Here is a 13,192-nt window from a genome sequence, read left to right as displayed (position 1 = left end):
GCCGGACACCGGCGTGGTGCGCGTGTGTGGCGCTCGCTGCCGGTTATCGGTTCGTTGCAGACTTTCAACGACCCCAGCGTCGTGGTAGTTACGGCAGGCGTGCCAGGTGTGGCGTACGTTAACCCGTTCGAGTGTCATGAGAAGTTCCTTATCGCAAGCCGTTTGGCATGAGCTGCGCCAGCCTGCGCACAGCGCGGTGTTGTAGTGCCTTGATCGCGCCCTCGTTGCGATCCATGATCTCGGCGGTCTCCGCGACGCTGAGGCCTTGCAGGAACCGCAGCACGATGCACTCCTGCTGATCGTCGCCGAGCTCCTGGATGCAACGGAACAGCTCGTCCTTGGTCGCCATGGCGATGACCTGCTGCTCGGGCCCCGTGTCCGCCTGCTTCTCCGCGAGGAACGGCACGCTGCCCGCGTCGGCGATCTCGCCCGTGGCTATCTCCCTGCGGTACCGGCTTGACTTTACGTGATCAAGGATCAAGTTCCTGGCGATGGTGACGAACCAAGCGCCGACGTCGCGGCCCTGGTAACTGACCGAGGTGATGCGGCGCAACGCGCGCAGGAAGGTCTCGCTGGTGACGTCTTCGGCCAGCTCCTTGTCGCCAACCCGGAACAGTACGTACCGGTAGACGGTGTCGACGTACTGGTCGTACAGCATGCCGAAGGCAGCGGTGTCGCCTTGTTGGGCCGCATGGACCAGACCCCACGCCCGCTCTGACGCGGCGTCCTCGGTGCCCGTGCTGTCCGCCGACTTCATCGCGATGTCGTCGCCGGTGTCCACCAAGCTGACAAGGGCATTCGACATGGTCTCCCTCGATCACGGCGCCGGTTACACCTAGTGGCTAGTGATGCCCGAGCTTAGCTACTCGGGCGTAGGAAGCATACGTCGTGGTCACGCTCCTAGGTAGTGGTCGGGCAGATCCGATTACGAGACGCTCATCCGATCGGTCTATGACACGAGACACTTAACCTTGTTCAGCGTGACTTGTGTAACGGTTATGCGCTCCGCTGGCTACGTTGTGTGTTCTATTTGGAGGTAGCGGTTCAATCTTACGCGCGCCGTGGTCATGACAAATGTTCGTTCGGCTGGCGGTTTCCACGGGGCTACCGGGGCACTGTGGTTGGGGTGATGGCCGCTTGCCATGCTGGTGACCCCCTGTGCGCTGCCCCGCGCGAGTGAACGTTCGGAGGCAGACCCCCTGATTAGGAGAGAGTTGTGGCTGCTGACGCGAACGTGGCCGATCTCGCCGCATCGGCGGCGGCGAATTGGCCTGACGTGACGGCGTTCGTTGAGAGCTCGTCCGAGTTGAGGCTGAGTTGGCGGCACGTGGACAAGGCCGTCAACGCCATAGCTGCCACCCTGCGCGAGTCCGGTGTCGCGCCCGGCGACAGAGTCGTGGTGCGGCTGCCGACGTCGGCCGCTTACGCGGTCGCCGTGTTCGGTGTGCTGCGCGCTGGCGGAATCGCGGTGCCGTCATCGCCGCAGTCGCCGGTCGCGGAGCTGCGCGGGCTGCTCGCGCACAGCGGGGCGAACGTCGTCATCACCGCCGCTGGGGACGTCGAGTGGCCGGGGAAATCCGGCACCGTGTTGCCGCCGCCGGACCTGGACGTCAGTGGCGACTCCGTCGATCCAGTCGAACCGGTGACAAGCGGCGAGGACATCGCCATGCTCTGCTACACGACGTCGGCCAAGGGCTCGCCGCGTGGCGTGATGCTCTCGCACCGGGCGCTGCTCGCCAACGTCGAGCAGGTGGGGCGGCTGCGGCCAGCGCCGGTCGCGCATGGCGACCGCGTGCTCGTGGCGATTCCGCTGTTCCACGTCTACGGCTTTGGCCTTGGCCTGCTGCAGGTGGCCGCCCGCGGCGCGACGGCGGTGCTCGCCGAGCGGTTCGACGCGGCCACGGCGTTGGCGGACTGCCGACGTCACGAGATCACCATCGTGGCAGGCGTGCCGACGATGTTCCGCGAGTTCGCCGAGCACCCCTCGGCGGAACTGTCGTCGGGGCTGGCCAGTGTGCGGCTGCTGACGTCGGGGGCGGCGCCACTGCACCCGAAGGTGCTCGCCGCGATCGAGGAGGCTACCGGGCTCGGCGTCTACGAGGGGTACGGGCTCACCGAGACCGCGCCCGTGCTGACCTCGACGATCGTCACCGGCTACCCGAAACCTGGCTCGGTTGGCAGGGCGATCCCCGGCGTCGAGCTACGGTTGATCGGCAACGACGGTGCCGAGGTCGGCGCGCCGGTACCGCTCGACGAGAACGACCCCGACGACCTGCTTGAAGAGGACGACGTCACCGGCCTCGTGACGGTGCGTGGCGACAATCTCTTCTCCGGCTACTGGCCGGACGGCCAGGGCGGCCCCGACGAGGACGGCTGGTTCCAGACCAACGACGTCGGCTATCTCGACACCGACGGTGACCTGCATCTGGTCGACCGCGTGAACGACCTGATCATCGTCAACGGCTTCAACGTCTACCCGCACGAGGTCGAGGACGTCATCGCGGAACTACCTGGCGTCGCCGAGGTCGCGGCGGTCGGTGTGGTTGACGAGCGCAGCGGCGAGGCGGTGAAGGCGGTTGTCGTCGTCGCGCCGTCGGCAGCGCTGTCGGAGCAGCAGGTGATCGACCATTGCACGAAGCAGCTGGCGCGCTACAAGGTACCCAGCTTCGTGGAGTTCGCTGACGATCTGCCACACACCGCCCTCGGCAAGCTCAGCCGCACCCCGCTGCGGTAGGGACTACAGCTGCCGCGCCTGGCTCGCGCTGTGTCCGACGTTCAGAACGCTGTGTCCGACGTTCTGGACACCGTGTCATGCACTCCCGCCGCCGTGTCATGCACTCCCGCCGCCGTGTCCCTCGCTCCGAACGCTGTGTTCCTCGCTCCGGCATGATGGGCGCATGCACGAGGTGACCGTGATGACGAGGCAGGGCTGCTCGTTGTGTGTGACGGCGGAGCGGGAGGTCGAGCGGATCTGCGGCGAGCTGGGCGTGCCGTGGTCGCTGACCGACGTCGACACGGACCCCGAGCTGCGCGCCGAGTACGGCGACCTGGTGCCCGTCATCCTCATCGACGGCAAGGAGCACGGCTACTGGCGCGTCGAGGAGGGCCGCTTCCGCCAGGCGCTGACGACGTAAGGCACTCGTAACCGCCGAACGTCGTTCAGACGTCGGCAGGACGACGATGATGGGGGCATGGACACCCCGCCTGAGCAGCCAGGCCGCGCGAGCGCCGGACCAGACGACGGCGCTCGCCGCGCGGACGCCGACGCGAGCACCGCGCCGGACGGAGCCCGTCTTCCGCTTGGCACGGCCGTGCTCGTTGTCGTGCTCGCGCTGTTCGCCGCCCTCACGGCTGGGCACCTCGTCGCGGCCGTCGTCGGGCCGGGTGCGTCGCCGCTTGTCGCCGTCGGCAACAGCGTCATCGACCTCGCGCCGTCGTGGCTGGTGGAGTTCGGCAAGGACGTCTTCGGCACCAAGAACAAGCTCGTACTGCTGCTCGGCATCGGTCTGGCGCTCGTGCTGCTCGGGGTGGCAACGGGAGCCGCGTCCCGGCGAAAGGCCGCGCCGGGCGTGGGCCTCATCGCCGCGCTGGGCGCGGTCGGGATCGCCGCCGTCGTGACCCGCACCGAGCTGGGGCAACTCGCCGTCGCCGCGCCGATCGTCGGCCTCCTGGTCGGCATCGTCGTGTTCCCGTGGCTGCACAGGCTGGCGCGGGAGACGTACGTGGATAGCTCAGGTAACGCGGGCGGCGCTGATGACGTGCGGACCGTCCGCACCGGAGCCGACGCCCGCCTTACCGACGCCTCCCGACGCCGTTTCATCGGCTCCTCCCTCGGCGTCGCGGCGGGGGCGGGCGTCGCCGGGCTGACCGGGCAGGCGTTCGCCGGGCCGGACGTCCAGGCGTCTCGCGCGGACATCGCGCCGTTCCAGCCCAAAACGACAGCCCCGCCCATCCCCAAAGGCGCGGACTTCGCGGCCAACGGCACCCCCACCCTCATCACGCCGAACCGCGACTTCTACACCATCCACACCGCGCTGGTCGTCCCGCGTGTTCCGGTCGATGACTGGACGTTGCGTATCCACGGCATGGTCGACCGCCCGCTCACCCTCACCTACGACGAGCTGCGACAACGCCCGCTGGTCGAGCGCACTCTCACGCTCGCGTGCGTGTCCAACCCGGTCGGCGGCAGGCTCATCTCCACCGCCAACTTCATCGGCGTCGACCTCCGCGACCTCCTCCAGGAGGCAGGCGTGAAACCCGGAGCCGAGCAGCTGTACTCCACCAGCCACGACGGCTTCACCGCTGGCACGCCCGTCGACGTCGTCATGGAGCCGGATCGGCGCGCGATGCTGGCGCTCGGCATGAACGGTGAGCCGCTGCCGGTCTCCCATGGTTTCCCGGTGCGAATGGTCGTGCCGGGCCTGTACGGCTTCGTCTCCGCGACCAAGTGGCTGGTCGACCTCGAACTGACGACGTGGGACGCCAAGCAGGGCTACTGGCAGCCACGCGGTTGGGCACGGGAGGCGCCGGTCAAGACGCAGTCCCGCATCGACGGCCCGCTCGGCGACATCACGGCGGGCGACGTCGTCGTCGCTGGCACGGCGTGGGCACCGCACGTGGGTATTGACGCCGTCGAGGTTCGCGTTGACGATGGGCCGTGGCAGCGGGCCGAGCTGTCCACCGAGGTCAGCGTCGATACCTGGCGCATGTGGCGCGCGACGGTGCGAATGTCGCGTGGCGAGAACACGGTGACGTGCCGGGCCACGGACCGCACCGGAGCGACACAACCCGAGGTGGAGACGCCGGTAGCGCCGGACGGCGCGACGGGGTGGCACAGCGTGACGTTCACGGCGCGGTAGGCGGCGCGGGTGGCGGCGCCGTGACCCGGACGCAGGCCACCACGACGTGGGCCTGCTCACCCGGCATGACCACGGATTTTGTGCACGCATTCACAAGCGGCTACCGTAGACGTCTAACCTTGTGCCGTACGCGGCGCTTCCTCCGCATTTTTGTATCTATCGCAGGGGTTGAGCCATCGTCGCGTGCGCGGACAAATCGGTCAGCAAGGAGAGCAGAGTAGGTGGCACGGGTACAGCGTGATGGCGGCGACGACTCAGCGCCGACCACCGAGCTGCCCGCCGTGAGGGACCAGGGACCTCCGGCAGTCAACGGGCGGGCGAACGGGCGCGGCGCGCCCATGCCGGCCGACAAGGTGCGGGCGATCCCCGAGGCCGCAGTCGCGCGGCTCGCCGTCTACCTGCGTGTGCTGTCCGGCATGGCTGAGCAAGGCGCGGTCACCGTCTCCAGTGAGGAACTGGCCACCGCCGCGGGCGTCAACTCGGCGAAGCTACGCAAGGACCTCTCCTACATCGGCACCTACGGCACGCGCGGCGTCGGCTACGAGGTCGATGTCCTCACCAGCGAGATCGAGCGTGTGCTTGGGCTGACGCGGCAGCAGAAGGTCGCGGTCGTCGGCATCGGTAACCTCGGCCACGCGCTCGCGAACTATGGCGGCTTCCCTGGTAGGGGCTTCCCGGTCGAGGCGCTGTTCGACGTCGATCCCGACCTGATCGGCATCCCGGTTGGCGGCCTCCCGGTCAACCACATCGACGACATCCCCGACATCTGTGCCAAGCGCAAGATCGCCATCGGCGTGATCGCGACGCCACCGACCGCGGCGCAGGCGGTGTGCGACCGTCTCGTCGAGGGTGGCGTGCACTGCGTGCTGAATTTCGCGCCGGTCGTTCTCCAAGTCCCGGAGCACGTCGAGGTCCGCAAGGTTGACCTCGCGATCGAGCTGCAGATCCTGTCGTTCCACGTCGCCCGCAATGCGGAGCAGCGTGTGAGTCGACGGACGGCGGCGGCGCGCGCATCCTCGAATGGTGAGGTGGTCTGAATGAACGTGCTCGCCGTGGGGCTCTCGCACCGCACCGCGGACCTCGACACCCTTGAGCAGGTCGCGGTCACCCAGGCTGACCTGCCGAAGGTCCTCCACGAGTTGCAGCAGTCGCCCGACATCACCGAGGTCATGCTGCTGTCGACGTGCAACCGCGTCGAGGTCTACGCGATCGTCGAGGCCTTCCATGGCGGTCTGACGTCGGTGTCCACGGTGCTCGCGGACAAGGCGGGCGTCGAGCCGACCGCGCTCTACGAAAACCTCTACGTGCACTACGCCGCCGCGGCGGTGGAGCACATTTTCTCGGTGGCATCCGGGCTCGACTCGATGGTGCTCGGCGAGACGCAGATCCTCGGCCAGGTGCGCGCCGCGTACGCCGACGCGCGCGACGCGGGCACGGTCGGCAGCGCGCTGCACGGGCTGGTGCAGACCACTCTGCGCGTCGGCAAGCGCGTGCACACCGAGACCGGCCTCGGCTCGCTCGGCGCGTCTGTCGTCTCCGAAGCGCTCGCCGACGCGGGTGACATCGATGGCCGCACCGCGGTGATCGTCGGCGCTGGCTCTATGGGCGCGCTGGCGGCGTCGCAGCTGCGTAAGGCGGATGTCGGCCGGATCGTCGTCGCCAACCGCACGCTGGAGAACGCCGAACGGCTCGCCGCGAACATCACCGAGACGGGTGGGGACGCGCAGGCAGTGCCGATGGCCGACCTGGCCACCGCGCTCGCGGACGCCGACCTCGCGGTGGCGTGCACCGGCGCGCAGGACGTCGTGGTCACCACGGAGCACGTGCTGCCGAGGCAGGGCCGTCCGCTCGTCGTCTGCGACCTCGGGCTACCGCGCGACGTCGCACCGGCCATCGGAGACGTCGATGACGTGCGGATCGTGGACCTGGAATCGGTGCGCCGCAGGATGGACACGAGCACGACGTCGGACACCGCCAAACAGACCGCGCGTGCGTCTGGCATCGTGCTCGATGAGGTGCGGGAGTACCTGGCTGGTCAGCGCAGTGCCGAGGTGACGCCTACCGTCGCCGCGCTGCGCAAGCAAGCGGCCGAGGTGGTCGACGCCGAGCTGCTGCGGCTGCACCGGCGGATGCCGGAGCTCGACAGTGATGTGCGCGACGAGGTCGGCAAGACCGTGCGCCGCGTCGTCGACAAGCTGCTGCACACCCCGACCGTGCGGGTGAAGCAGCTCGCGGCTAGTCCGGAGTCCACCGACTATGCCGATGCGCTGCGCGAGCTGTTCGGGCTCGACCCGGCAGCGCCGGTCGCGGTGTCGAAACCCGCTGCGCACACCCCGAAGCACGACCAGATCGACACGGACGGTGAAACCCAGTGAGGGCTGTTCCCACGGTGACCAAGACGATCAGGATCGGTACCCGAGGCAGCGGGCTCGCGCTCGCGCAGACGTCGACCATCGCCGAGCGCATCGAGCGCAGCGGGCAGCGCGTGGAGATCGTGACGATCTCGACTCCTGGTGACCGGTCCAGCGCGCCGATCACCGAGATCGGCGTCGGCGTGTTCACGTCGGCGCTGCGGGAAGCTCTCACGTCAGGTGAGATCGACGTCGCCGTGCACTCGTACAAAGACCTGCCGACGACACCGGAACCCGGGCTCGTCATCGCGGGCGTGCCGGAGCGCGAGGATCCGCGCGACGCGCTGATCGCCCGCGACGGCCTCTCGCTCGGCGAGCTGCCGCCCGGTTCGGTCATCGGCACAGGATCGCCGCGCAGGGCGGCGCAGCTCAGGGCGCTGGGCCTCGGTCTCGAGGTCACCGGCATCAGGGGCAATATCGATACCAGGATGCGCAAGGTGGCAGACGGCGAACTGGACGGCGTCGTGCTGGCCCGCGCCGGGCTGGCTCGTGTCGGCAGGCTGGACGAGATCACCGAGACGATCGACCCGATCCAGATGCTGCCCGCCCCGGCGCAGGGTGCGCTCGCGGTGGAATGCCGCGCGGACGACGTCGACGTCGAGCACCTGATCGCGTCCACTGTGGACAACAAGGCGACCAGGGCTGCCGTGACGGCGGAGCGGGCGGTGCTCGCTCGGCTCGAGGCGGGCTGCAGCGCGCCGGTCGGCGCGTTGGCCGATGTCGTCGAGGACCTTGCCGATGACGGGTCCGTCGTCGAGCGGCTGTCACTGCGCGGCGTCGCCGCGACGGAGACCGAATCCGGCGCGGTCGACCTGCTGCGGGCGTCGGCCACCGGCGAGCTGGCCGATGCGGAGTCGCTTGGCCGCGAGCTGGCGGTCGAGTTACTTGACCTCGGCGCGTCCGCCCCCTCCGGTCCAGGGGCCTGACCCCGCTGGGCCAGGTGGCCATCGCCTCGTGAGCGGCGATCGCGGCGTCCGCCGCTGTCGTCACTGGCGAGGCGGGGTCGCCATGCACGACAACTTGTAAAGCAACGCGGCCGACGAGCCGTCGCGGTGCGACACAATCCCCAAAGCGAAAACCCGCGAGAACGATAGAGGAGAACGCAGAACATGACCCCCGCACGGACTTCAACCGGGCGAGTCGTCTTCGTCGGTTCCGGCCCAGGCGACGTCGGCCTGATCACGGCGCGGGCGACCGAGCTGCTCGGCAAGGCCGACCTCATTGTGACCGATCCCGATGTGCCGTCCACCGTGCTCGCGCTCGCGGGTGACGAGGCAGAGGTGCGCCCGGCCGTCGGTGAGTCGAGCGAGGTCGCCAAGGACCTTGCCGACGCCGCCGAGTCCGGTCGGCTCGTGCTGCGGCTGATCTCGGGCGACCCGCTCACCCGCCCGGCCGTCGTCGCGGAGGCCAACGAGGTCGCCAAGACGTCCGCCGTGTTCGACATCGTGCCCGCCGTGTCGCCCGGCGTCGCCGTGCCCGCGTACGCCGGGATCGCGCTCGGCGGCGAGCACACCGAGGTCGACCTGAACGCCGACGTCGACTGGGCCGGTCTCGCGGGCACGCCCGGCCCGCTTGTGCTAAGCGGTACGTCGGCACACCTCGCCGAGGCCGCGTCGCAGCTGATCGAGCATGGCCGCAAGCCGGATACCCCGGTCGCGGTCACCAGCAACGGCACCATCAACACCCAGCGCACCATCGACACGACGCTGTCGACCATGGCCGCGGACGTCGGCGAGGCCGTTGGCCCGCTGGTCATCACCATCGGCGACGAGGTAGGGGACCGCGCGAAGCTGTCCTGGTGGGAGTCGCGCGCGCTGTACGGCTGGAAGGTGCTCGTGCCACGCACCAAGGAGCAGGCTGGCGCGATGGCGGAGCGGCTGGAGAGCCACGGCGCGACGTCGCACGAGGTGCCGACCATCTCGGTCGAGCCCCCGCGCAGCCCCGCGCAGATGGAGCGCTCGGTGAAGGGCCTTGTCGATGGCCGTTACCAGTGGGTCGTGTTCACGTCGGCCAACGCCGTCCGCGCGGTGTGGGAGAAGTTCACCGAGTTCGGTCTCGACGCCCGCGCGTTCTCCGGCGTCAAGATCGCCTGCGTTGGTGAGGCGACCGCCGCGAAGGTGCGCGGCTTCGGCATCGAGCCCGAGCTGGTGCCGGAGGGCGAGCAGTCCAGCGAGGGCCTGCTCGCGGAGTTCGCGCCGTTCGACGACATCCTCGACCCGGTGAACCGTGTGCTGTTGCCGCGCGCCGACATCGCCACCGAGACGCTGTCCGCCGGACTAGCCGAGCGCGGCTGGGAGGTCGACGACGTCACCGCGTACCGCACCGTGCGCGCGTCGCCGCCGCCCGCCGAGACCCGCGAGATGATCAAGACAGGTGGCTTCGACGCGGTGTGCTTCACCTCGGCGTCGACCGTGCGGAACCTCGTCGGCATCGCGGGTAAGCCGCACGCCCGCACGCTGGTGGCCTGCATTGGCCCGAAGACGGCGGAGACGGCGACGGAGTTCGGCCTGCGTGTCGACGTCCACGCCTCGAAACCGTTGGTCACCGTGCTGGTGGACGAGCTGGCCGCGCACGCGGCGAAGCTGCGCGCCGAGGGTGCGCTGCCGCCGCCCCGCAAGGCCAAGCGCCAGCGCCGCTCCTCGACGTCCTCCTGACGGCGCTGTTCTGACGCCGATGCGGTGAAAGACGCTTTCCCTGCGCTGGATGCAGTGAAGGCGTCTTTCGCCGCGCCAATGGCTGGTGTCGTCAGACCTCAGGGTCGAGCAGGTCGCGCAGGCGCTCGTCGTCGAGCAGATCCCCCAGGTGGACGTCGATCGGGTTGTCGAGCTCGTCGGTTGACCAGTAGAGCGCGGTCAACGTCCCAAGCGGGAACAGTGTCCTGTCCTCATTTGCCAGCGGCTCGTCGTCCTCGTCGAAGTCGGGGAGGATCACGTACGGGGTGTCGTCAACGGCCGGGTGTTCCGGGGTGAACATGCGCGGCGGGTCGTCACTGTCCGGCGACCACGGGTCGAACGCCCACATCGCTCCCTTGTGGCGGCGCAGTATCTCGCCGACATACCAGACGGCTCCCTGAACGAACGGCTCTGATCGCGCGGACAGAAATCCCTCCTCGTCGGTGAACGTCCGTCGGACGAGGTCTTCCAATGCCGCCAACGATTCCGCGCTGAAGTCCCACCGTTCCGGCGTACCCGTGGCCTGTGCCCACTCCTCGAAGGCGTCGGCACGCTCCGCCAGCCAGGACACCAGCTCCGGGTGGCGCCGTGGGTCCGCTTCATCGTCAATGGGATCGCTCATGCTTGCCACTCTATGGGCGGCGAAACGCGACGGTGGGCGAGTTCCGGGAATTCGGCCGCACTCGGCCTGCGCGATCGCTAGGGTGACGAAGGCAGTGAGTTACTGGGGGCCTCACGAGTCGCGACACGTCTAACGCCCCCCCGTGCGAGGGGAGGCGCATTGACGCCGTCAATAACACCACCACGCCGGAGGCGGTGGGTCAGCACCGTCGCCGTCGCGGTTGCCGCCGCGTTGACGGTGACGCTCACCGGGCCGTTCGGCGTGGGCACCGAAGCTGAGGCAGCACAGAAACCCACCCGTTGCGACGAAAAGTGGTTGGGCCGCAAGTACGACGCTCCGGTGGCGGGCTCCGGCATCAAAGGTAAGAACCAGCCCTACAGCGTCAGCCCGGAGAACGAGTGGGGCGACTACTTCTACGACAACCCGAACCACGCGTTCGACGGGCTTGCGGCACCGACGCCAGAAAAGCAGAAGCTGGCCGGGAACACCAAGGCTGACATCAACAAGTGGAAGGCGAGGTACGAGAAAACCGGCAACATCAAGTACCGGGTGCTTGAGATCTACGCCCGCTATGGCAGGCAGCTCAAGTCGGGCAATCGCATCAGGGACTTCTCCCGCTGGCTTGACGTCCGCCTGATCGGCAACGAGGCCAACCGAACCAAGGGCGACGGTTTCGAACGCAAGATCGTCCGGGACTTCAAGCTGGTCGGGCCGGACTGGATCTGCCAGAAGACGGTGAGGGTCAGGGACCCGAAGACTGGCAAGCTCGTCAACCGCACGTACGACGCGTACAACGCCAAGACCAAAGAGCTCGTCGAGTTCAAGTCCAACGGCAAGCATGAGGCAGACCAGTTCCGCCGGGACAAGGAGGTCATGCGGAAGCCGGGCTACCGTGACCACAGGCTTCGGCTGATCACCGGTGAGAAGACCACGCGGAACACCGTCAACCAGTACGGCAAGCTCAACAAGGAGCTGGAGAACGAACGCGGCAAAACCAACCAGGTCACCGTCCGCGAGCAGCGCAACAACGGGTTGGCCAGATGGCGGCCGAACCAGTACACCCGCTTCGACAAGATCATGAACCCGGACCCGAGCCGCGTGGGCACGAAAGGCCCGATCAACGACGTCGCGCGGCGTTCCGGCAGGACTCCGGAGCGGGCCAGGCAGCTCCAGCGGCTCTACAACGGCGCGAACTCCGGTGGCGCGTTCGGGCGCGGCCCCGGTGGCATCGACTTCACCACCCTCGAACTCCAGTACGTCGGCAACCCGCAGCGGGGCAAGGGGATCGACTACTCGTTCCGGGCCGATTACGTCCCCGACCCGGACGTGGACCCCGGCTATGGCGGGGCGGAGAAGCTCCAGCTCGCCTCCGATGCCTTCTTCACGTGGCTCGCGCTGACCCCGGACAAGTTCTGGGTCAACCTCAACCCGGACCAGCCGGACACGATCATGGACAGCACGTTCGCCAGCACCGACGCGGGCCGGGTCCTCCTTGAGGCCGACTTGGCGATGAAGTACGACTTCGCCGAGGCGATCAACCCGGAGAAGCGGGAGGAGGCCCAACTCTACTGGGACACCGCGCCCCGGCGGGACGGCATCCCCTGCTTCCCGACGGTGCGGTTCTGGATCGAGCCAAAGCCCGCGAAGGTCCGGGAGCAGAACGGCGGCATCTACATCCTCGACGCCCCGCTGCGGGTCGACGCCGAGTGGCTGGAAACCGACTGGCAGGCACCCGGCGCGCGTGAGTGTGATCTGACCGAGCCCGAGAAACGGCTCAGCGAAGAGTCAGTGCGGCGGTGGATCATGCCCGAGGTCGAGAAGCGGGTGAACAACAACCCGGAGTACGCCGACCTGCGGCGGGTGTACGCCTCCCGGGTCGCGGCCGAGTGGGTCCGGCAGCAGGACGCGAAAAAGGCCACCGACTTCCGGGAGATCATCAACAGCAACGACGTGTCCCGCTGGCCGCTGCGTGGTGAGAACGTCGACTGGAGCAAGCACGAGGTCTGGCAGCGGTACATGGAGACGCTCCGCGAGGGCATCGAGTGGTTCGAGCTGGAGTACGGCGGCAAGGTGTACAACCAGGGCGCCGGTGGCGTGGACTTCTCCCAGGCTCCGAAGCGGAACGTCACGAAGGTCGAGTTCGACACCCAGCACCCGCGCACGGCGGAGACGACGAAGACGTCGCAACGCACCGAAACCGCGTACCGCAACACGGAGACCGCGTTCCTCGGCGGGACCAGCGCGGGCAACATCGACAACGGAGACCCGGACCCGGACCCGGAACCCGAGCCGAGCCCGACACCGCCGCCGAGTGACCCGCCGACGTCGTCGCCGTCGAACCCGCCCACGCAGCCCAGCGCTCCCGGCGGGGGCGGTGCGGACGGTGGGGACACCCCGGCGCCGCCGGACCAGGCAGGCGGGGACCTGCCGCAGACCGGCGCCAACGCGGCGATCCGCTGGCTCGCGGCGGCCGGTGCCGGGCTGCTCGCCGTCGGCGTTGGTCTGACGTGGTGGCTGCGCCGTCGCAAGACTGCCTCGGAGGGCTGAGCCCGGTACGTCAACGTCGAAGTCGATCAACTTACCTCACCGTACGGCCAGATCGTGTCCGGTTCGCCCGGTTCTGCTGAT

At 68.6% G+C, this 13,192-nt stretch carries 10 protein-coding genes; 8 read left to right on the top strand and 2 right to left on the bottom strand.

The genetic code is table 11. The features are described from left to right. Window positions 1-148 precede the first annotated feature (148 nt). Window positions 149-757, bottom strand: coding sequence for a sigma-70 family RNA polymerase sigma factor (locus ACFQGD_RS30685; RefSeq protein ID WP_345392400.1), 609 nt, complete (start codon window positions 755-757; stop codon window positions 149-151). A 459-nt stretch (window positions 758-1,216) separates the two neighbouring features. Between ACFQGD_RS30685 and ACFQGD_RS30680 the strand changes: the two genes are divergently transcribed. The 7 genes from ACFQGD_RS30680 to ACFQGD_RS30650 all read left to right on the top strand — a co-directional run bounded on the left by ACFQGD_RS30680 (window position 1,217) and on the right by ACFQGD_RS30650 (window position 9,924). Continuing rightward, complete coding sequence (locus ACFQGD_RS30680; RefSeq protein ID WP_345391180.1) at window positions 1,217-2,734, top strand: AMP-binding protein; 1,518 nt, start codon at window positions 1,217-1,219, stop codon at window positions 2,732-2,734. A gap of 163 nt (window positions 2,735-2,897) precedes the next feature. Next, window positions 2,898-3,134 carry a glutaredoxin family protein gene (locus ACFQGD_RS30675; protein ID WP_345391177.1) on the top strand — a complete coding sequence of 79 codons (237 nt, stop codon included), beginning with the start codon at window positions 2,898-2,900 and terminating at the stop codon, window positions 3,132-3,134. A 57-nt stretch (window positions 3,135-3,191) separates the two neighbouring features. Further along, window positions 3,192-4,859, top strand: a complete 1,668-nt coding sequence (locus ACFQGD_RS30670; protein ID WP_345391174.1) for a molybdopterin-dependent oxidoreductase — start codon at window positions 3,192-3,194, stop codon at window positions 4,857-4,859. Window positions 4,860-5,080: 221 nt separating this feature from the next. Beyond that, window positions 5,081-5,896 (top strand): redox-sensing transcriptional repressor Rex, encoded by an 816-nt coding sequence (locus ACFQGD_RS30665; protein WP_345391171.1) that lies wholly within the window; start codon window positions 5,081-5,083, stop codon window positions 5,894-5,896. Beyond that, window positions 5,897-7,234, top strand: coding sequence for a glutamyl-tRNA reductase (locus tag ACFQGD_RS30660; protein ID WP_345391168.1), 1,338 nt, complete (start codon window positions 5,897-5,899; stop codon window positions 7,232-7,234). It begins immediately after the preceding gene. 14 nt (window positions 7,235-7,248) lie between these two features. Further along, window positions 7,249-8,196 carry a hydroxymethylbilane synthase gene (hemC, locus tag ACFQGD_RS30655; RefSeq protein ID WP_345392397.1) on the top strand — a complete coding sequence of 316 codons (948 nt, stop codon included), beginning with the start codon at window positions 7,249-7,251 and terminating at the stop codon, window positions 8,194-8,196. 183 nt (window positions 8,197-8,379) lie between these two features. Beyond that, window positions 8,380-9,924 (top strand): bifunctional uroporphyrinogen-III C-methyltransferase/uroporphyrinogen-III synthase, encoded by a 1,545-nt coding sequence (locus ACFQGD_RS30650; protein WP_345391165.1) that lies wholly within the window; start codon window positions 8,380-8,382, stop codon window positions 9,922-9,924. A 91-nt stretch (window positions 9,925-10,015) separates the two neighbouring features. On the opposite strand, the gene ACFQGD_RS30645 is transcribed toward ACFQGD_RS30650, so the two are convergent. Next, window positions 10,016-10,564 (bottom strand): hypothetical protein, encoded by a 549-nt coding sequence (locus ACFQGD_RS30645; RefSeq protein WP_345391162.1) that lies wholly within the window; start codon window positions 10,562-10,564, stop codon window positions 10,016-10,018. Window positions 10,565-10,723: 159 nt separating this feature from the next. Between ACFQGD_RS30645 and ACFQGD_RS30640 the strand changes: the two genes are divergently transcribed. After that, window positions 10,724-13,111 (top strand): LPXTG cell wall anchor domain-containing protein, encoded by a 2,388-nt coding sequence (locus tag ACFQGD_RS30640; RefSeq protein WP_345391159.1) that lies wholly within the window; start codon window positions 10,724-10,726, stop codon window positions 13,109-13,111. Window positions 13,112-13,192: the final 81 nt, after the last annotated feature.

The sequence above is a fragment of the Haloechinothrix salitolerans genome, from assembly GCF_042662605.1.
In the GTDB taxonomy this organism is placed as follows: domain Bacteria; phylum Actinomycetota; class Actinomycetes; order Mycobacteriales; family Pseudonocardiaceae; genus Haloechinothrix_A; species Haloechinothrix_A salitolerans.
This window is presented reverse-complemented; position numbering and strand designations above follow the sequence as displayed.

What these genes read in the sequence shown, in the direction of transcription:
- ACFQGD_RS30675 (WP_345391177.1), top strand. Translation starts at nt 2,898, where the DNA reads ATGCACGAGGTGACCGTGATGACGAGGCAGGGCTGCTCGTTGTGTGTG.
- ACFQGD_RS30650 (WP_345391165.1), top strand. Translation starts at nt 8,380, where the DNA reads ATGACCCCCGCACGGACTTCAACCGGGCGAGTCGTCTTCGTCGGTTCC.
- ACFQGD_RS30660 (WP_345391168.1), top strand. Translation starts at nt 5,897, where the DNA reads ATGAACGTGCTCGCCGTGGGGCTCTCGCACCGCACCGCGGACCTCGAC.
- ACFQGD_RS30670 (WP_345391174.1), top strand. Translation starts at nt 3,192, where the DNA reads ATGGACACCCCGCCTGAGCAGCCAGGCCGCGCGAGCGCCGGACCAGAC.
- ACFQGD_RS30645 (WP_345391162.1), bottom strand. Translation starts at nt 10,564, where the DNA reads ATGAGCGATCCCATTGACGATGAAGCGGACCCACGGCGCCACCCGGAG.
- ACFQGD_RS30685 (WP_345392400.1), bottom strand. Translation starts at nt 757, where the DNA reads ATGAAGTCGGCGGACAGCACGGGCACCGAGGACGCCGCGTCAGAGCGG.